17 protein-coding genes are annotated in these 18828 nt (G+C 64.1%); 7 read left to right on the forward strand and 10 right to left on the reverse strand.

Annotation, left to right across the window (positions count from 1 at the left end; genetic code table 11):
- The first annotated feature begins 236 nt into the window (after positions 1-236).
- The 4 genes from ribBA to LV28_RS42560 all read left to right on the forward strand — a co-directional run bounded on the left by ribBA (position 237) and on the right by LV28_RS42560 (position 3916).
- Complete coding sequence (gene ribBA / locus LV28_RS42545) at positions 237-1358, forward strand: bifunctional 3,4-dihydroxy-2-butanone-4-phosphate synthase/GTP cyclohydrolase II (protein ID WP_024788703.1); 1122 nt, start codon at positions 237-239, stop codon at positions 1356-1358.
- A gap of 214 nt (positions 1359-1572) precedes the next feature.
- Positions 1573-2085 carry a 6,7-dimethyl-8-ribityllumazine synthase gene (gene ribH, locus LV28_RS42550; protein ID WP_023873325.1) on the forward strand — a complete coding sequence of 171 codons (513 nt, stop codon included), beginning with the start codon at positions 1573-1575 and terminating at the stop codon, positions 2083-2085.
- Positions 2085-2540 carry a transcription antitermination factor NusB gene (gene nusB / locus LV28_RS42555; protein WP_023597253.1) on the forward strand — a complete coding sequence of 152 codons (456 nt, stop codon included), beginning with the start codon at positions 2085-2087 and terminating at the stop codon, positions 2538-2540. The genes ribH and nusB overlap by 1 nt, the downstream gene beginning before the upstream one ends.
- A gap of 170 nt (positions 2541-2710) precedes the next feature.
- Complete coding sequence (locus tag LV28_RS42560; RefSeq protein ID WP_038620213.1) at positions 2711-3916, forward strand: pyridoxal phosphate-dependent aminotransferase; 1206 nt, start codon at positions 2711-2713, stop codon at positions 3914-3916.
- 182 nt (positions 3917-4098) lie between these two features.
- On the opposite strand, the gene LV28_RS42565 is transcribed toward LV28_RS42560, so the two are convergent.
- The gene (locus tag LV28_RS42565) at positions 4099-5088 is read right to left on the reverse strand and encodes a lytic transglycosylase domain-containing protein (protein ID WP_023597255.1); all 990 of its coding nucleotides are present in this window, start codon (positions 5086-5088) and stop codon (positions 4099-4101) included.
- A gap of 639 nt (positions 5089-5727) precedes the next feature.
- Here LV28_RS42565 and LV28_RS42570 point away from each other — a divergent pair.
- From LV28_RS42570 to LV28_RS42580, 3 genes are all read left to right on the forward strand, one after another.
- Positions 5728-7278, forward strand: a complete 1551-nt coding sequence (locus tag LV28_RS42570) for a UbiD family decarboxylase (protein ID WP_023873323.1) — start codon at positions 5728-5730, stop codon at positions 7276-7278.
- A gap of 275 nt (positions 7279-7553) precedes the next feature.
- A complete protein-coding gene (locus LV28_RS42575; protein ID WP_038620211.1) occupies positions 7554-9053 on the forward strand; it encodes an NAD-dependent succinate-semialdehyde dehydrogenase in 1500 nt (499 codons plus the stop codon).
- Between the two features lie 454 nt (positions 9054-9507).
- Positions 9508-11124, forward strand: a complete 1617-nt coding sequence (locus tag LV28_RS42580) for an APC family permease (protein WP_023597258.1) — start codon at positions 9508-9510, stop codon at positions 11122-11124.
- A gap of 69 nt (positions 11125-11193) precedes the next feature.
- On the opposite strand, the gene LV28_RS42585 is transcribed toward LV28_RS42580, so the two are convergent.
- The 9 genes from LV28_RS42585 to LV28_RS42625 form a co-directional block, all read right to left on the reverse strand.
- Positions 11194-13140, reverse strand: coding sequence for a GGDEF domain-containing protein (locus tag LV28_RS42585; protein WP_028731354.1), 1947 nt, complete (start codon positions 13138-13140; stop codon positions 11194-11196).
- A 388-nt stretch (positions 13141-13528) separates the two neighbouring features.
- Positions 13529-14341: a MetQ/NlpA family ABC transporter substrate-binding protein gene (locus LV28_RS42590; RefSeq protein ID WP_023597260.1), complete on the reverse strand. Its 813-nt coding sequence runs from the start codon at positions 14339-14341 to the stop codon at positions 13529-13531.
- Between the two features lie 62 nt (positions 14342-14403).
- Complete coding sequence (locus LV28_RS42595; protein ID WP_023597261.1) at positions 14404-15057, reverse strand: methionine ABC transporter permease; 654 nt, start codon at positions 15055-15057, stop codon at positions 14404-14406.
- Entirely contained in the window at positions 15047-16081 is a 1035-nt protein-coding gene (locus LV28_RS42600; RefSeq protein ID WP_023873319.1) for a methionine ABC transporter ATP-binding protein, read from the reverse strand. Before LV28_RS42600 ends, LV28_RS42595 begins: the two co-directional genes overlap by 11 nt.
- A 349-nt stretch (positions 16082-16430) precedes the next feature.
- Positions 16431-16853 (reverse strand): response regulator, encoded by a 423-nt coding sequence (locus LV28_RS42605; RefSeq protein WP_023873318.1) that lies wholly within the window; start codon positions 16851-16853, stop codon positions 16431-16433.
- Positions 16854-16866: 13 nt separating this feature from the next.
- Positions 16867-17511: a response regulator gene (locus LV28_RS42610; RefSeq protein ID WP_029754293.1), complete on the reverse strand. Its 645-nt coding sequence runs from the start codon at positions 17509-17511 to the stop codon at positions 16867-16869.
- Between the two features lie 112 nt (positions 17512-17623).
- Positions 17624-18181, reverse strand: a complete 558-nt coding sequence (locus LV28_RS42615; RefSeq protein WP_023873316.1) for a ferritin-like domain-containing protein — start codon at positions 18179-18181, stop codon at positions 17624-17626.
- Between the two features lie 163 nt (positions 18182-18344).
- Complete coding sequence (locus LV28_RS42620) at positions 18345-18506, reverse strand: DUF1328 domain-containing protein (protein WP_023597266.1); 162 nt, start codon at positions 18504-18506, stop codon at positions 18345-18347.
- Between the two features lie 106 nt (positions 18507-18612).
- Positions 18613-18789 (reverse strand): DUF1328 family protein, encoded by a 177-nt coding sequence (locus LV28_RS42625; protein ID WP_023597267.1) that lies wholly within the window; start codon positions 18787-18789, stop codon positions 18613-18615.
- Positions 18790-18828 lie beyond the last annotated feature (39 nt).

Raw genomic sequence — 18828 nt, forward strand, 5'->3', positions numbered from 1 at the left:
TAACTATAGGCAGCCCAAACACTTAGGTCAATACCTTTGTATTGAGCATTTTCCGACGACGATGGCGCCCGTCGCGCAGGGGCTCGCACGATTTGTCCGTCGACCGATTCGGATGGCCCTCAAAATGTCGTCGTCAATCGATTTTCCGGGCCATGCCGCGCGAGATTCGGGCGCAGCCGCGCACCGGCTTGGCGTAGAATAGAGCCTTTCCAAATTCAGCTCCCGCGTTGTCCGCTATGCCGTTGGCCACTACAGAAGAAATCATTGCCGAGCTGAAGGCCGGCCGCATGGTTGTCCTCGTCGACGAGGAAGATCGTGAAAACGAGGGCGATCTGGTCATGGCGGCCGAATTCGCGACGCCCGAAGCCATCAACTTCATGGCGAAGTACGGCCGGGGCCTGATTTGCCTGACACTCACGCAAGCGCGTTGCAAGCAGCTCAACCTGCCGCTGATGACCTATCGCAACGGCACGCAGTACGGCACGGCGTTCACGCTGTCGATCGAGGCGGCCGAAGGGGTCACCACGGGCATCTCCGCGGCCGATCGCGCCCACACGGTCCAAACCGCCATCTCGCGCGACGCCCGCCCGGAAGACATCGTCCAGCCGGGGCACGTGTTCCCGATCATGGCGCAGCCCGGCGGTGTGCTGGTGCGCGCAGGTCATACCGAAGCCGGTTGCGACCTCACGGCGATGGCCGGCCTGACGCCCGCGGCCGTCATCTGCGAAATCATGAACGACGACGGCACAATGGCACGCCTGCCGCAGTTGCTCGAGTTCGCTGAACAGCACAACATCAAGATCGGCACCATCGTCGACCTGATTCACTATCGCAGCCGCACCGAATCGATGATCGAGACGGTCGCGACGCGCGAAATGCAAACGGCATGGGGTTCGTTCCAGGCCACGCTGTACCGCGACAAGCCCAGCGGCGCGCCGCACCTGGCGCTGGTGCGTGGCACGCCCACACCGGACGACGAGACGCTCGTGCGCGTGCACGAACCCCTGTCGGTGCTCGACCTGCTCGAGACCGGCGTGTCGACCCACTCATGGACGCTGGCCGGCGCGATGCAGGCGATTGCCGAGGCCGGCAAGGGCGTGGTGGTGTTGCTCAACTGTGTGGAAACGCCGGAGCATCTTTTCAGCCAGTTCGAAGCCCTCGACGAATCCGAGAAAGCGGCCCGCGCAAAACGTCGCCCGGTCGACTTCCGCACGCACGGCGTTGGTGCGCAGATACTGCGGGAACTCGGCGTCGGTAAAATGCGAGTGCTGTCGAATCCGCGCAAGATCCCGAACATGGCAGGTTATGGCCTCGAAGTCACCGGTTTCCAACCGATGCCGGGCGCCGAGGCTATCTGATCCGGTGGGATTCAGCCGGGTCGCCGGCATGCCCCGTCGCGCACGCGCGGTCGTTGCCGCGAGTGTTGCGAATACCGGGACGATTGCAAGTATCGATGCCTCGCCGGACAACGACGACGGGGCGTCGCAAAGCCGAGCACGGCCTACCTGAGGCTTGCCCGGCACAACGTTGGCCGCACCGCCTGGACGGTACTTTTTTTTGAGGAAGCCCATTATGGACATCGGACAATACCAGCCGGAACTCGACGGTGAAGGCCTGCGCGTGGGTATCGTGCAAGCACGATTCAACGACGCCGTTTGCGCGGCACTGCGCACCGCTGCCGTGGCGGAGCTCGAGCGTCTCGGCGTCGAGGGCGAAGATGTGTTGCTCGTGACGGTACCCGGCGCACTGGAAATCCCGCTGGCATTGCAAAAGATGGCCGAATGCGGCCAGTTCGACGCGCTCATCGCGCTTGGCGCGGTGATCCGGGGCGAGACGTATCATTTTGAGCTCGTCTCGAACGAAAGCGGTGCCGGCATCACGCGCATCGGCCTGGATTTCGGTATCCCCATCGCAAACGCGGTGCTCACGACCGAAAACGACGAACAGGCCGAAGTGCGCGCCGCCGAGAAGGGCCGCGACGCAGCCCGCGTGGCGGTGGAAATGGCCAATCTGCTCGAAGCCATCGACATGCTCGGCGGCGACGACGGATCGGACGAAGACGAAGACGAAGAGGAAGATCGGTAATGAAGAGTGCTCGCCGCCGCGCGCGCGAATTTGCGCTGCAAGGGTTGTATCAATGGCTGCTTTCGCGCGGTCACGCGGGTGAGATCGATGCGCATTTGCGCACTACCCCCGGCTACGACAAGGCCGACCACGCCCACCTGGACGCGGTTCTGCATGGCAGCATTCGCGAGGCGGACGCCTTGTCGAAGCAACTCCAGCCGTACCTGGACCGACCGGCGGCCCAGTTGTCGCCGATCGAACACGCGGCACTGATCATCGGCGCCTACGAGCTGATTCACTTGCAGGACGTGCCGTACCGTGTGGTGATCAACGAGGCCGTGGAGGTTGTCAAGACCTTCGGCGGTGTCGACGGCCATCGCTTCGTGAACGGCGTGCTCGACAAGTTCGCCGCCGAGGTTCGTCCGGACGAAGTCGCGGCCAATCGCCGCAACGCCGGGCGCGACAAGAGCGCCTGACGCAGCGCGGGCGGTCGGGACGACCGACGCGCCCCCGGCATCCCGGGCTTTCCAGCCCGACGATGCCGGCGCCTGTCGGGCCGCCCGCCCTCCATGGGCCCAGCGGCGTGTGTTTCCCCTCGTCCCGCGAGTCTCCCCCCACCTGCAACCGTACCGCCCCCCCACACATCATGGACCGCACTCCCGAACTCGCTCCCGCCGCGCTGAAACTGGCACAACGTGTCGACGACATCGCGCCGTTCCACGTCATGGAACTGGCGAAGCAGGCGGCATTGCGCGAGAAGGCCGGACATCGCGTGATTCACATGGGGATCGGGGAGCCGGACTTCACTGCCCCTGAGGCGGTGATCGAGGCCGCCGCGAAGGCGATGCGCGACGGGCGTACGCAGTACACCGGCGCGATGGGGATTCCAGCGCTGCGCCATGCCATTGCCGACTACTACCGCAGTTTTTACGGCGTGGAGGTCGATCCGTCGCGCATCGTCGTGACTGCCGGGGCGTCGGCCGCCCTCGTCCTCGCGTGTGCGGCACTCGTGGGTGTGGGCGACGAAGTGCTGATGCCGGATCCGTGCTATCCGTGCAACCGTCATTTCGTGTCGACCTTCGACGGCAAGCCGGTGCTGGTCCCCTCCGGCCCGGCCGAGCGGTTCCAGCTCACGGCCGAGCGCATCGAGGCGCACTGGCGTTCGGCGACCAAGGGGGTGCTGCTCGCCTCGCCATCCAATCCGACCGGCACTTCGATCGCGCCCGACGAGCTGTCGCGCATCGTGAAGGCGGTGCGCGCGCGCGGTGGTTTCACGCTCGTCGACGAGATATACCAAGGCCTGTCGTATGACGGCAAGCCGACCACCGCCCTGACATTCGGCGACGACGTGCTCGTCGTCAGCAGTTTCTCGAAGTATTTCAACATGACGGGCTGGCGGCTCGGCTGGCTCGTGGTACCGCCGTCGATGGTGCCGACGTTCGAGAAGCTCGCCCAGAATCTGTTCATCTGCCCATCGGCGGTCGCGCAGCACGCGGCAACCGCTTGTTTTCTTCCGGAGACGATCGCGCTCTACGAGACCCGAAAGGCGGCGTTTCGCGAGCGACGCGACTACATCGTGCCGGCGCTCGAGCGCCTGGGTTTCCAGGTACCGGTGATGCCCGACGGCGCCTTCTACGTCTATGCCGATTGCACCGGCGTGTCGCACCCGGATGCCGCGGACAGCGACCGCCTGACCCAGTCCTTGCTGCAACAGGCGGACGTCGTACTCGTGCCCGGCCTCGACTTCGGCTTCGCCGAACCACGCAAGTACATTCGGTTGTCGTACGCGACCTCCCTGGCCCAGTTGGAAGAAGCCATGGACCGGATCGGGAAAGTCTTCGCCAACGGCTGAGTTGCCGAGCCGACTCGCCAGCCAGGCAAGGTGCCCGCGAAAAACAAAAAACCCATCGAATCGCTTCGATGGGTTTTTTTCTTGGCTGCGTGATGCGCCTCTATGTAGAGAGGCATCACGTTGACGCGTCGGCCGAACGCATCGCGCATGCGCGGGAGCGGCCAGATCGGCCGCTGGATGGATCAGGCCGCCGTGCTGTCGTCGGCTTCCATCGACTTGCCGGCGGCAGCCGCCTTGCCCGTCGACGTGGAAGCAGCCGGCGCAGACGTCGATTCCGCCGCGTCATCCGACGACTTACCGGCCGAGACCGGCTTGGTGACGGGCTTGGCCGAGCTGACGATCACCGGCGCCTGCGGCGCGTACGGCGAGATCTTGCGGCCCATCGCGACACCGCGCAGGCGGTCGCGCTCGGCGAGCACCTTGGCGCCGTAGCCACCGTCACCCGCACTGGTCGAGCCCACGTACAGACGCAGACCTCCGGCGAGCGAGCCGCCACGCGCAATGCATTCCTTCAGAATCAATGCACCGACCTTGATGTTGGCCAGCGGATGCAGCGCCGCTTCCGGGCCGCCGAAGTATTCCAGCTTGTCCTGGTGCACCTTCGACATGACCTGCATCAGACCTTGAGCGCCCACGGTGCTCTCGGCATACGGGTTGAAGCCCGATTCGATGGCCATCACGGCGAGCAACAGCAGCGGATCGAGGCCGACTTCCTTGCCGGTCGAGTACGCCGCGCGAACGAGGTTACCCGTCACGTCGCCGGCCACGCGGTAGCGGCGAGCGAGGTAGTCGGCCACGGCAATCTGCTCGCGCGTGTCCAGCACCTTGTTCGCACGCGCATCCGCCGCCACGCGCTGGTTCGGGATATAAGCGGCGAGAACGGCTGCCGAGGGCACATGCTGCGCCGCCTGGGCCATCATCGCCGAATCGGACGGCGAAAGCTTGGCATCGGCAGCGCCATTGGCGCTCTGGCCGGCCGCATTGGCCGTGCCGGTCGCCGCCTCGAGCAGCGGACCCACGCGCGACGCCAGATCGGCGCGCCATGTCGGTCGAGCCCACAACGCGAGCGTACCGACCACGGCAACCAGACCGACCGCGCTGGACGTATACAGTCCGACACGACCGCCATGCCATGCAAGGCGACGCCAATCGCGGCGAGCCGCAGCCACCATTGCCGCACCGCGCGCACGAAGCGCATGGATCGCGGCCAGTAGCCAGGGTGATAAACCAGACTTCTTCATACTACGTACTCCGGTTACGCCGTCACCACGGGGTGGCCCCGAGGCGTAAGGAAATAAGCCGGTATGCCCGCCAGGCATCCCCGTGAAGCGCTTATTTACGGCATATGGAACGAGGCGGTGCATCGTGTTTGTCATGGACGATGCCGCTACCGCCGCAGCGCGCCGACCTGTTCAGGTGTCCGGCGCTGACGAGCTATCGCTCGCGCTGCTTCCTAAAACACTGGCTTCCCGACCTCGGTGAGAAAACCAGCCACTGAAAATCCACGTCGATGTTGTAGTTGTCGCTAAGCTCGAGCGGGTCGGCCTACCCGTCCACGAAGCCGCCTTTCTGGATTCAACGGGCGGATTGTAGCAGCGATATATAAACCGTCAATACTATTTCAAAGCAAAATGATTACTAAAAGTAATTTGTAACAGCCGTTTTGCCGTGACGTTCGATCGCCTTGCCCGGTAAAATGCCCTGCCGCGCCCTGCGTTTACAAGGGCATCCCCCGGTCTTACACGCGATTCAAACGGCCGTTCGCATCTCCCGTATGAATTTCGTAAAAATTTTTGGTAACTGTTTGTTTCATGAAATATCTCGATCTTCGTGACTTCACCGCGCAACTGGAGCGATCCGGCCAGCTTCGTCGCGTAGACGTGCCGGTCTCGCCGGTACTGGAGATGACGGCGCTCGCCGACCGCGTGCTCAAAGCGGCGGGGCCGGCGCTGTGGTTCGAGCGACCGACCGGCTACGACATGCCCGTACTCGCCAACTTGTTTGGCACCCCTGAACGAGTGGCTCTCGGCATGGGCGTCGAGAATGGCGATAACGCCCTGAGTTCGCTGCGCGACATCGGTCGGCTGCTTTCGACGCTCAAGGAACCGGAGCCCCCGCGCGGCCTCAAGGACGCGGGCAAGCTGTTCGGCATGGCCAAGGCGGTGTGGGACATGGCACCGAAGGAGGTGAGCGCCCCGGCGTGTCAGGAGATCGTGTGGGAAGGCGAGGATGTCGACCTTGGCCGCCTGCCGATCCAGACGTGCTGGCCCGGCGACGCCGCACCGCTCATCACCTGGGGTCTGGTCATCACCAAGGGCCCGAATCGCAGGCGCCAGAATCTGGGCATCTATCGCCAGCAGGTCATGGGTCGCAATCAGGTGATCATGCGCTGGCTCGCGCATCGCGGCGGCGCGCTCGACTTCCGCGAGTTCGCGCAGGCCAATCCCGGCAAGCCGTTCCCGATCGCCGTGGCGCTCGGCGCGGACCCGGCGACCATGCTCGGGGCCGTGACGCCGGTCCCCGACACCTTGTCCGAGTACCAGTTTGCCGGCCTGCTGCGCGGCAGCCGAACCGAACTGGCCAAATGCCTCACGCCCGGCCTGGAGTCGTTGCGAGTGCCGGCACGCGCCGAGATCGTGCTGGAAGGTTTCATTTACCCCGCCGACCAGCCCCCGGCCGTGCCCGACGGTGCGCCGCCACCGCCCTCGCGAGGTGCGACCGCGGGATACGCGCACGCGCTCGAGGGTCCTTACGGCGACCACACGGGCTATTACAACGAACAGGAGTGGTTTCCGGTCTTTACCGTCGAGCGCATCACGCTGCGGCGCAATGCGGTCTATCACTCGACATACACCGGAAAACCGCCCGACGAGCCGGCGGTGCTCGGTGTGGCGCTCAACGAAGTCTTCGTGCCGCTGTTGCAAAAGCAGTTTCCGGAGATCACCGACTTCTATCTGCCGCCGGAAGGATGCAGCTATCGCATGGCGATCGTGCAGATGAAAAAGGCCTATCCGGGTCACGCGAAGCGGGTGATGTTCGGGGTCTGGAGCTTCCTTCGCCAGTTCATGTATACGAAGTTCATCGTCGTGGTCGATGAAGACGTCGACATTCGCGACTGGAAGGAAGTGATCTGGGCGATCACCACGCGCGTCGATCCGACGCGCGATACCACGCTCGTCGATCAAACGCCGATCGACTATCTCGATTTCGCGTCGCCCAAGGCCGGGCTGGGGTCGAAGATGGGGATCGACGCGACCAACAAGTGGCCCGGAGAAACTTCGCGCGAGTGGGGACGTCCCATCGAAATGACTGCCGACGTCGACGCGCGCATGGCGGCGCTTTACCGGGATCTCGGCCTGTAAAACGGGCCAACCCGCGCACTGCGCTGCCCTCATCGCTGTAGAAGACCGCGTCGTTCGCCGGCCGCCGACGGGCTTTCGGCACGCGCAGCACTCGCCTGCCGGACGACGCGGCACATCGCATCATGCCGTTCAATGCCGCTCAATGCCGCGCGTCACGAAACGCTCGCCGCATTGGAGTAAGCTGGCCCGACACACCGACAAGCCGTATCCGTTTCCGTCCCCCGCGCGGCGCGGCATGCAGCCGCTTCGCACGGTCATCGAGAGGAGAGCTGATCGTGTCAACATCCCACCCATCCACGCCCGCCAGGGCTCACCCGGCACTGGCTCGTCTGAAAGATCCGGCACTGCTCAGGTTCGACGCGTATATCGACGGCGCCTGGACGCAGGCCGACTCGCAGGCGACTTTCGTCGTCAACGACCCGGCCACCGACGCAGCGATCGCCCACGTCGCCGACCTGGGCGCCAAGGAAACCGAGCGCGCCCTGGTCGCCGCCGAAACCGCACTGCCCGAGTGGCGCGCCCGTACCGGCAAGGATCGGGCGCGCATCATGCGGCGCTGGTATGACCTCATCATGCAGGCACAGGACGACCTCGGCGCCATCATGACCGCCGAGCAAGGCAAGCCGCTCGCCGAGGCCAAGGGCGAGGTCGCCTACGGCGCCTCCTTCATCGAGTGGTTCGCCGAAGAAGCCAAGCGGGTGGACGGCGACGTCCTCACTTCCCCCGAGGGCGGCAAGCGCTTGCTGGTGCTCAAGCAGCCGATCGGCGTATGCGCCTCGATCACCCCCTGGAACTTCCCGATCGCGATGATCACGCGCAAGATCGCGCCGGCCATCGCGGCCGGCTGCACCATCGTGGTCAAGCCCGCGCGCCTCACACCGCTCTCGGCGCTGGCCCTGGCCGAACTGGCCGAGCGCGCCGGGCTGCCTCGAGGTGTCTTCAACGTGGTGACGTCGAAAAACTCGTCCGACGTGGGCGACGTGCTCACCGGCAGCCCGCGCGTGCGGCACCTGTCCTTTACGGGCTCGACGCCGGTCGGCGCCCGACTCATGGAGCAGTGCGCGCCGACCATCAAGAAGGTCGCGCTCGAGCTGGGCGGTCTCGCACCGTTCCTCGTATTCGACGACGCCGATGTCGACGCCGCCGTCGAAGGCTGCATCGCCTCGAAGTTCCGCAATGCCGGGCAAACATGCGTATGCGCGAACCGCATCTACGCGCAAGACGGCATCTACGACGCCTTCGTCGAAAAACTCACCGCTGCCGTGAGCCGGCTGCGCGTGGGCAACGGCTTCGAACCGGGCGTGGCGATCGGCCCGCTCATCGAAGACGCCGCCGTCGAAAAAGTCGAGCGCCACGTGGCCGACGCCGTCGCCAGGGGGGGACGTGTGACGGTCGGTGGCAAGGTCCTGCACGGCCGATTCTTCGAACCGACGGTCGTGGCCGACGCGAGCGCGGATATGCTCGTCGCGCAGGAAGAGACCTTCGGACCGGTGGCACCGGTCTTCCGCTTCAGAGATGAAGCCGAGGGCATCCGGCTGGCCAACGCGACGGACTTCGGCCTGGCGTCCTATTTCTTCGCCCGCGACGTCGGACGCGTCTGGCGCGTCGCCGAAGGCATCGAAGCCGGCATGGTCGGCATCAATACTGGCCTGATCTCCAACGAAGTCGCCCCGTTCGGCGGCGTCAAACAGTCCGGCCTGGGACGCGAAGGTTCGAAGTACGGCATCGACGAGTATCTCGAGCTGAAGTATCTCTGCCTCGCCGGCATGGGCTGACAGGAATCGACAGGGCACCGACACCGCGAATTACATCTGACCCTTTAATAATTTGTAATAGTCGGATTCCCACGCCATGAGCCGCGCCCGGACTGGGTTGTACGCATTTTTGCCTAACATCGCCGAACCGGATGCCATTGCAAAAGTGTTACAAAGTCCCACACACGCGGGCCGGCTCGGGTAGAATCGCGCTTTTTTTCGCGAAGCCCGGACTCCGACCCCAATTCGGGGTTGCACGCTCACCCGTGTACCCGTTTGCGTCGTCAGGCCGGAGACCGCACCGGATTCGCGAAGCCGATCAACAGAAGTCGTGTCCGTCAGCGCCGTCCCCCGCGCCGTCATGCTCCTTGTGATGGCGACCGGCCTGCCGGCAGTTTGTCCGCCCTCGCGCAGTCTGCCGCCCTGCCCTCATCGGGGTGGCACCTGTCCCCCCCGGGCGTGGAGAAGACATCGAATGGATAACAATCAATCTCTCATGCGCAACATTGGGCCGTTCGCCCTGATGTTGACCGGTCTCGGCTCGATCATCGGCTCAGGCTGGCTGTTCGGCGCCTGGAAAGCCGCCAAGATCGCAGGCCCCGCCGCACTGCTGGCCTGGATCATCGGCGCCGTGGTCATTCTGGCCATTGCCCTGACCTACGCCGAGCTCGGCGCCATGTTCCCCGAGTCGGGCGGCATGGTGCGCTACTCCCGCTACTCGCACGGCAGCCTGGTCGGCTTCATCGCCGCCTGGGCCAACTGGATCGCCATCGTCTCGGTGATCCCCATCGAAGCCGAAGCCTCGATTCAGTACATGAGCACGTGGCCGTACGAATGGGCACACAACCTGTTCGTGGACGGCACGCTCACCGCGAGCGGTCTCACGCTCTCGGCACTGCTCGTCGTTGTGTACTTCCTGCTGAACTACTGGGGCGTGAAGCTGTTCGCACGCGCCAACACGGCCATCACGCTGTTCAAGTTCGCGATCCCGGCGCTGACGATCGCGGGCCTGATCATCGCGGGCTTCCACCCGGGCAACTTCAATCTCGCCGAGCATGGCGGCTTCGCGCCCAACGGCATGTCGGCCGTGCTCACGGCCGTGGCCACGTCGGGCATCGTGTTCGCCTTCAACGGTTTTCAGAGCCCGGTGAACCTCGCGGGCGAGGCGCGTGATCCGGGACGCAGCATTCCGTTTGCGGTGGTCGGCTCGATACTGCTTGCCACGGTCATTTACCTGCTGCTTCAAGTCGCGTACATCGGCGCGCTCTCGCCCGAGCAGCTCGCCGGCGGATGGCACATGGTGAGCTTCAGCTCGCCGTTTGCCGAACTGGCGATCGCACTCGGCCTGAACTGGCTCGCCATCGTGCTGTACTTCGACGCCTTCCTGAGCCCGAGCGGCACGGGCACAACGTACATGGCCACCACGAGCCGCATGATTTACGCCATGGAACGCAACCGCACCCTGCCCGAGATTTTCGGCCGCGTGCATCCGCTGTACGGCGTGCCGCGCCCGGCGATGTGGTTCAACCTCGCGATCTCGTTCATCTTCATGTTCTTCTTCCGCGGCTGGGACTCGCTTGCCGCGGTGATTTCGGTCGCGACGGTGATCTCGTACCTGACCGGCCCAATCAGCGTGATGGCGCTGCGCCGCTCGGCACCGGAAATGGAACGGCCGCTGCGTTTGCCCGGCCTGTCGCTCATCGCGCCGTTCGCGTTCGTGTGCGCTTCGCTGATCCTGTACTGGGCACGCTGGCCGCTGACCGGCCAGATCATCGTGCTGGTCGTCGTGGCGCTGCCCGTCTACTTCTACTACCAGGCGAAGGACAAATGGCAAGGGTTCGGTCGTGACCTCAAGGCGTCGTGGTGGCTGATCGGTTACCTCCCCGTCATGGCGTTGTGCTCGTACATCGGCAGCAAGGAATTCGGCGGTCTCGGCCTGTTGCCGTACGGCTGGGACATGGCGGTGGTCGCCCTCCTGTCCCTCGCGTTCTATCACTGGGGCGTGAAAGCAGGCTGGCGCACGCCGTACCTGTCGGAAGAGCGCGAGCGGGACGTTGCCGGCATGGAAGGCATGCCCGCGCTTTCGCACTGAGTGTCTGGCGCCGCCCGGCGTCCGAATGGCAAAGCCCGCCGATCCGGCGGGCTTTTTTTCGCCCCATGATTACCGGTGCGCCCGCCGACGCTCGATGAAAAGGCTGTTTCCCAGCGCGCGCTTGGCCATTTTCTTGGCCTCCGCCGCGGCCGCCGAGACTTCCACGTGCGACGGAAAGCTCTCGGGCGTCACCGCGACCACGCCGATCGACAGGCTCGTGATGGGGTGGAAGATGACCATGCCGCGCCGGTCTTCGGCCTCGAATCCGCCAGCCGCGATCTGATCGGGATGAAAGTACTCGGTCACGGCGTCGCCGAAACGCGTCAATGCCTCGCGGCAGCGCGCTTCCCAGTCGGGACTGCGAAACAGAATCAGAAAGTCGTCGCCACCGATATGCCCCAGGAAGTCCCGCTCGGGATTGCGCACCGCCATGAGCACGCGCGCGACCAGTTGAATCAGGTCGTCGCCGCGCCGGTAGCCGAACACGTCGTTGAACGGCTTGAAGTTGTCCAGGTCGACGTAGCAGGCGTGAAACGACTGTCGCTCGCCGATCATGCGATCCATGTAATCGTCGATCGGCACGTTGCCCGGCAGCAGCGTGAGCGGGTTGGCGTAGCGCGCCGCGTCGAGCTGCATGTCGGTGATGTGGCGCATCAGCGCATGCCCCTGCGCGACACCGAAATAGCGCCCCTGGTCGGTCACGATGAACCCCGCCGCGATCTGGCGGCTCGCGCCTTCCGCGATCATGCGACTCAGATCCTCCACGCGCGCGCCCTTGTCGAACGTGAGCGGGCGCGGCTCCATCACCGCCGAACACGGCTTGCGTCCGTACAGCTCCCGCGTGAACGGCCGCGCGAACCGGCCAATGAGCGAGGCGCGGCCAATCAGGCCTACCGGCCGATCGCGCTCCACCACCGGCAGCACTTCCAGTGCGGGATCGCTCTCGAAACGTGCCACCACGTCTTCACTGCGCGTGTCGGGCGACACCGGCTGCACGTGCGACGCAATGCGCTCCAGCGTGACGTTGCCCGCGCCCAGTTGGCTCGGCTGTTGATGGACGTAGGCGCGCCGCTCGTTCACGACTTCCTGCACCTGCGCCGTGATGGCGCGCTGCGGCCGAGCCTCGGGACGTGCAATGAAATATCCCTGGCCGAGAAAGATGCCGAGATCGCGCACGACCTGAAGCTCTTCGGCGTGCTCGATACCTTCGGCGATCACGCGCGTGCCGCTGGTCTCGGCGATCTGCCGCATCGAGCGCACGAACTGGAGCTTGACGGTATCGGTGTCGATACCATCGACAAAATGACGGTCGATCTTGACGTAATCGGGTCGCAGCTCAGACCACAGGCGCAGGCTCGCATAGCCTTCGCCCATGTCGTCGAGCGCCACTTCGAAGCCGAGCGCGCGATACGCGGCAAGCGAAGCGCGCGTGCTCGCCAGATCCAACGTGGGGGCATGCTCCGTGAGTTCCAGCACGACCCGCTCGGGCGTGAGTTGAAACGATTCGAGCATGGCAAACGTCTCGTCGAGCCCGAGCGACTCGGTCACGCCGCCGCCAGGCTGAGCCCGCGTGACCGGACCGATGTTCAGGAACAGGCGCTCTGGCAGTCCCTGCTCGGCGAAGCCGCGCAGCACGGCACGGCGGCACGCGAGTTCGAGCGGGGCGATCAGGCCATGGCGACGCGCCGCCGCGAAAAGCGCCATCGGCGAATGCATCGACGTGCCGGCCGGCCCGCGCACCAGCCCTTCGTAGCCGGCCACTTCCGAGGTCCGGAAATCGACGATCGGCTGAAACACGCAGGTGAGCCCGATGCCCTCGCACACTTCGGCAAGGAGCCCCCGCTCGTCCGGTTCGACGTGATGGGTGCCGGCGGCGCCCATGGCAATGTCAGCGTATCGGGTATGCGAGGCGGCCGACGCGGCGGCATCAGAGGGAACGACGTTCGCGTCGCGTGGCGTCGCGGGCGCGGCAAATCGCTCCGACGGACGTATCGCGACAGGCGGGAGAGGGTTCAACTGAAACTCCGTAAGTCGGTGCGGTGCGTCGCCATCGTGCGAGCAGCGTTACGCCGTGCGGGCACACGTCGGACGCAACCCTGCGCCCCGAAGGCAAGAAGCCGCTTCCGATGAAGTGTCTCGCCCGAGTTCCCCGTCTTTCACGTGCGGTTGCTGCGCTTTGGCCCATGCCCGCGTCTGGAGACGACGCCCGTGGGCGCCCTCTTTTACTGACGGTCAGGCTATCGCCGGAATTTGACAGAACCGTGACACTGTCGGAATTGCCACACACCGGGCGCGGGCGTGATGCCGACGCGCCGTGGCACAGACGCGCCGTCACCGGGACGAAAAAAAACGGCAATGCCGCGAAGCATTGCCGTTTCCGGGGCGTATCCCGAACGACCGGAATTTACCAGGCCGTGACCACCGAGCCGCCGAACTTCTTTTCGATGAAGGCCTTCACTTCCGGCGAGTGGTAGGCCTTGATCAGCTTGGCCACCCACGGCTTGTTCTTGTCGGCCGAGCGAATGACGAGCACGTTGGCGTACGGGCCGTTTGCGTCTTCGATCGCGAGCGAATCGCGCTTCGGGTTCAGACCGGCCTCCATCGCGAAGTTGGTATTGATGACCGCCACGGCCACGTCGTCGAGCGAGCGCGGCAGTTGCGCGGCGTCCAGCTCCACGAACTTCAGCTTCTTCGGGTTCTCGATCACGTCCAGCGGCGTCGCCTTCAGGCCCGCGTCGGCCCGCAGCTTGAGCAGACCCTGCTTTTGCAGCAACAGCAGCGCGCGCCCGCCATTGGTCGGATCGTTGGGCAGCGAGACCTTGTCGCCGGTCTTCAGATCCGCGAGCGACTTGAGCTTCTTCGAGTAAATGCCCATCGGGAAGATCACGGTCTTGGCAATCGATTCCAGCTTGTAGCCGCGGTCCTTCACCTGCGCGTCGAGGTACGGCTGGTGCTGGTAGCTGTTCGCATCGAGATCGCCCGACGCGAGCGCCGCGTTCGGTTGCACATAGTCGCTGAACTCGATGACCTTGATGTTCAGGCCGTCCTTGGCGGCGACCTTTTTCACTTCGTCGAAGATCTGTGCGTGCGGGCCGCCCGTGACACCCACCTTCAGATTGATGGCATCTGCCGCTGCGGCGGGGGCGGCGAATTGCGTGGCAAGAACCGTGGCGGCACCGACACCGGCCAGCAGCTTGAAGAGCGTACGACGTTGCATGGAATACCTCGCGTGTGTGAGAAATGCCGGACGTCAACGCCGGCGATGTCGTTATGGGGAAATTACTTGTGGCTCAAACGCCGCACCAGCCAGTCGCCGAACGTCTGCACCAGTTGCACGAACACGATCAGGATCAGCACCACGGTGATCATGACCTCCGGCAGGAAGCGCTGATAACCGTAGCGAATGCCCAGATCGCCCAGGCCGCCGCCGCCGATGGCACCGGCCATGGCCGAGTAGCCCACCAGGCTCACGAACGTGATCGTCAGGCCCGCCACGATGCCGGGCAACGCCTCGGGCAGCAGCACCTTCATGACGATCTGGCCGGTCGTCGCGCCCATCGACTGTGCCGCTTCGATCAGCCCGCGATCCACTTCGCGCAGCGCCGTTTCGACCAGGCGCGCCACGAAGGGGGCGGCAGCGATCGTGAGCGGCACGACGGCGGCCATCGTGCCGATCGACGATCCGACGATCAGCCGCGTGAACGGGATCACCGCGACCAGCAAAATGATGAACGGCGTCGATCGCACGGCGTTGACGAGGATACCGACGATGCGATTGGTCGGCAGGTTCTGCAACACGCCATTGCGGTCCGTCAGGTAGAGCAGCACGCCCAGCGGCACGCCCACGACGGCACCGATGACGCCAGAGATCCCCACCATGACGAGCGTCTCCCAGAACGAGGAGACGAACAGATCGAACATTTCACTCCACATGGCTGAGCTCCTCGACGACAACGCCCTGACTGGCAAGGAACGCCATGGCTTCGGCCACGCGGGCCGGGGTACCGCCTGCCAGCACGGCGAGCGATCCGAAGGCCTGCCCCTGGATCTCGTCGATCTGGCCGTGCAGGATATTGAAATCGAGCTCGTAGCGTCGAATCGCCTCGGACAGCAGCGGCTGATCCACGCCCGCGCCCGAGAAGGCCAGACGATAGAGGTGGTCGTGACCATTGCCGATGCGCGAGGCGACACGCTCGCGAACACCGGCAGGCAGTTCCTGCGAGATCACGTCGCCGATGAGCGCACGCGTGACTTCGTGGCGCGGACGCAGGAAGACGTCGATCACACGGCCCTGCTCGACAACGCGGCCAGCGTCGAGCACCGCAACGCGGTCGCAGACCTGCTTGATGACTTCCATCTGGTGCGTGATCAGTACGACCGTCAGCCCCAGTTCGCGATTGATGCGCTTGAGCAGCTCGAGAATCGAGCGCGTGGTCTCGGGATCGAGCGCGGACGTCGCCTCGTCGGAGAGCAGCACCTGCGGCTCGCTCGCCAGCGCACGGGCAATGCCCACCCGCTGCTTCTGGCCGCCGGAAATCTGCGACGGGTAACGATCCTTCTGTGCCGTCAGCCCGACCAGTTCGAGCAACGGCAGCACCTTGGCGCGAATGTCGGCGCTCGGCATGCCCGCGAGCTCGAGCGGCAACGCCACATTCTCGTAGACGGTGCGCGAGCTCAGGAGATTGAAATGCTGGAAGATCATGCCGATGCGACGGCGCGCCTGGCGCAGATCGTCGGCGGACATCGACGTCAAATCCTGCCCGTCGACGCGCACGGTGCCGTCGCTCGGACGGTTGAGCAAATTGATCACACGCACGAGCGTGCTCTTGCCGGCACCGCTTCGGCCGATGATGCCAAAGACTTCGCCGCGCTCGATCGACAGGCTGATGTTGGAAAGCGCGTCGACCGGCCCCTTGGGCCCAGCAAATCGCTGGGTAATGTTCTGGAGTTCGATCATGCAAAAAAATAGCAGCCCCACTGCCGGAAACTGCCCGCAGTGCGCCGCCGAGACTCGGTATTTAGCGTGAAGGCGACATTCTAGCCCATGCACCTAAATAGTTGAAAATAATAAAACTTGATCTCTTTATATGGAAATTCCACTTAATTTGCACCAAGGCAGGGAGTGCCATGATCGGTGTATCGCATTGCAGCACGAAATGCGCACATGACAGCTGGCCTGCCCTCTCAAACGAGAAAAGATGAGGTGATTTCGCTAACCGGGAGTTTCATTCCCATTTAACGGGAATGACGGAAAGATGAGGCGACGTGACGACAGGGCCGAGGCCCGGTCGGATGGGCGGACACGCTCAGGCCTGGCGGCTGGTGGCGAACTCGTCGAGCACTTCGATCACGCGGTCGAATTCGAGCGATTTGTCGAAGAAATACTGCACGCCCAGTTGCTGGCACCGCTTGCGATACGTGGCGAGCGCATAGTTCGTCAGCACGATGGCCATGAGCTGCGACAAAAGCCCCGCCTGATGCAGGTAGGAAAGCACGTCCATGCCGGAGCCGCGGCGCAACTGAATGTCGACGATCACCGCATCGAACGAGTCCTCCTTGAGCGTGCGCACCGCGTCGTCCGCGGTTTCCGCCACCCCCGTCACCTGAAGCATGCCGGTCGAGCCAAGCGCCTCCGACAGGCTCTCGCGAATGACGGCGGAGTCTTCGATCAACAGGACTTTGAGGGGCAAGCGGGACCCCGTATGCGTTGCCGCGTTCCCGGTTGACATGACAGCCTCTCTTTCAACTGATCAAGCCGTTCTTCAGCGCATATAGCGTCAGATCGGCGTTGGTTTTCAAATGCATCTTTTCCAGCACACGCGCGCGATACGTGCTGACGGTCTTGACGGACAGATGCAATTCGTCGGCGATTTCCGTTGGGGTACGGCCCTGCGCGAGCTTGCAAAACACCTGGAATTCCCGCTCCGAGAGCTGTTCGTGCATTGGCTCGTCGACCGGCTGATCGAGCTTTTGCGCGAGCAGGTCTGCGGTCACCTCGCTGACGTAGCGATGGCCGCGTGCCACCGTGCGGATCGCCCGAATGATCTCCTCGGGCGCGGCATCTTTCATCAGATAGCCATTGGCGCCGGCTCGCAGCAGGTTCACCGCGTACTGCGCTTCCGGATACGTCGAAAGAAACAGGACGCCCTGCTCGGGACGTAACTGCTTGATCACGCGCAGGGTGTCGATCCCGTTCTTGTCGGGCATGGCGATATCCAGCAGCACGACATCGAACGCCGTATCGCGAACGGCGCGAATCACTTCGTCGCCACTCGACGCCTCGCCCAGCACTTCCATGTCCTGCTCGTCGGCAATGAACTGTTTGAAGCCGGTGCGTACGATCGCGTGGTCGTCGGCAATCAGGATTTTTATTGTTGTCAGTGACATCTAAGCTCCAGAGACTATCCCCATCGGCCAGATGGCAGCGCTTGCATGGTGTCAATGCGCTGGTCATGGCCGCTACTCGCCAATACTCGTCGCTACTCACCGCCACTCACCGTCACTCGCGGTCGAGCAGATCCCGCATATCGTCGGCATGCTCCTCCTCGACCGCCAGAATCTCCTCGAGCATGCGACGCGTCGTGGTATCCCGGTCGCCCAAATAATGAATCATCTCGCGATAACTCTCAATCGCAATGCGTTCCGCCACCAGATTTTCGCGGATCATGTCGCGCAGGTTGGCGGCCGGCACATACTCGGCATGGCTTCGCGCGGAGAGGCTGTCGGGCGAGAAGTCCGGCTCGCCACCCAACTGCACGATACGCGCGGCGATGCGATCCGCATGGTCCTGCTCCTGCGCGGCGTGTTCCGCGAATTCGGCAGCCACCGGCTCGGCATGGATGCCCGTGGCCATGAAGTGGTGGCGCTTGTAGCGCAGCACGCAAACCAACTCCGTGGCGAGTGCGTCGTTGAGCATGTGCACCACTGCGTCGCGGTCCGCGCGGTAATCCTCCGTGACGGCACCTTCGTCGAGATGCTCGCGCGCCCGCTCGCGCAGCGCGCGCACATCGATCTCGAAGTCTTCGCCCGCATGCTGGCTGTGCCCGTTGCCCTTCATCGCGTGTGTGCCGGACGTTGCAGTCTGCTGCTTGGCGTGCTTGGCGGTATGCATGAGCGATTCCTCCTGTCAGTGTTTTTGGGGGGAGCGCGCCGGCGATAGCCGGGCGCTCGTTCGGGGCGAATCCGGCGCAGGGCCGGATCGTGCCGAAGTCAGGCGCGGCTCATCGTCGAATCACGCCGAAGAGCAGCGTGACCAGGAAGATCACCAGGAAGATGAAGAACAGGATCTTGGCGATCTCGGCGGCGCCCGCGGCAATGCCGGTAAAGCCGAAAACCGCGGCGATCAATGCGATCACGAAAAATACGACGGCGTAGTGAAGCATCGCAACCTCCTATCAAGTGAGCGGCTCGCGCTCGACACGCCGGACTTGCCGGCGCCGCTGCACGGCTTCGCGGCGGCGCACGCGCGCGTCGCCGCGAAGCACCGCGCTAGTCGACGATCTTCTTGGCGATGGTCAGGCCAAGCAACAGGAAGATCACGAACAGCACCAGGAACAACACGAACAATATCTTCGCGATCCCGGCGGCGCCGGCAGCAATTCCCGTGAAGCCCAGCAGGCCCGCCACGAGCGAGATCAGTGCGAACAACAAAGCCCACTTCAACATAGCGTTCTCCTTGGTCGGAACAGCGTTTCCCGGAGAGAT

This window comes from Pandoraea pnomenusa, assembly GCF_000767615.3.
Taxonomy (GTDB): domain Bacteria; phylum Pseudomonadota; class Gammaproteobacteria; order Burkholderiales; family Burkholderiaceae; genus Pandoraea; species Pandoraea pnomenusa.

What these genes read in the sequence shown, in the direction of transcription:
- ribBA (WP_024788703.1), top strand. Translation starts at nt 237, where the DNA reads ATGCCGTTGGCCACTACAGAAGAAATCATTGCCGAGCTGAAGGCCGGC.
- LV28_RS42610 (WP_029754293.1), bottom strand. Translation starts at nt 17,511, where the DNA reads ATGTCACTGACAACAATAAAAATCCTGATTGCCGACGACCACGCGATC.
- LV28_RS42615 (WP_023873316.1), bottom strand. Translation starts at nt 18,181, where the DNA reads ATGAAGGGCAACGGGCACAGCCAGCATGCGGGCGAAGACTTCGAGATC.
- LV28_RS42600 (WP_023873319.1), bottom strand. Translation starts at nt 16,081, where the DNA reads ATGATCGAACTCCAGAACATTACCCAGCGATTTGCTGGGCCCAAGGGG.
- nusB (WP_023597253.1), top strand. Translation starts at nt 2,085, where the DNA reads ATGAAGAGTGCTCGCCGCCGCGCGCGCGAATTTGCGCTGCAAGGGTTG.
- ribH (WP_023873325.1), top strand. Translation starts at nt 1,573, where the DNA reads ATGGACATCGGACAATACCAGCCGGAACTCGACGGTGAAGGCCTGCGC.
- LV28_RS42590 (WP_023597260.1), bottom strand. Translation starts at nt 14,341, where the DNA reads ATGCAACGTCGTACGCTCTTCAAGCTGCTGGCCGGTGTCGGTGCCGCC.
- LV28_RS42580 (WP_023597258.1), top strand. Translation starts at nt 9,508, where the DNA reads ATGGATAACAATCAATCTCTCATGCGCAACATTGGGCCGTTCGCCCTG.
- LV28_RS42560 (WP_038620213.1), top strand. Translation starts at nt 2,711, where the DNA reads ATGGACCGCACTCCCGAACTCGCTCCCGCCGCGCTGAAACTGGCACAA.
- LV28_RS42570 (WP_023873323.1), top strand. Translation starts at nt 5,728, where the DNA reads ATGAAATATCTCGATCTTCGTGACTTCACCGCGCAACTGGAGCGATCC.
- LV28_RS42595 (WP_023597261.1), bottom strand. Translation starts at nt 15,057, where the DNA reads ATGTGGAGTGAAATGTTCGATCTGTTCGTCTCCTCGTTCTGGGAGACG.
- LV28_RS42625 (WP_023597267.1), bottom strand. Translation starts at nt 18,789, where the DNA reads ATGTTGAAGTGGGCTTTGTTGTTCGCACTGATCTCGCTCGTGGCGGGC.
- LV28_RS42565 (WP_023597255.1), bottom strand. Translation starts at nt 5,088, where the DNA reads ATGGTGGCTGCGGCTCGCCGCGATTGGCGTCGCCTTGCATGGCATGGC.
- LV28_RS42620 (WP_023597266.1), bottom strand. Translation starts at nt 18,506, where the DNA reads ATGCTTCACTACGCCGTCGTATTTTTCGTGATCGCATTGATCGCCGCG.
- LV28_RS42605 (WP_023873318.1), bottom strand. Translation starts at nt 16,853, where the DNA reads ATGTCAACCGGGAACGCGGCAACGCATACGGGGTCCCGCTTGCCCCTC.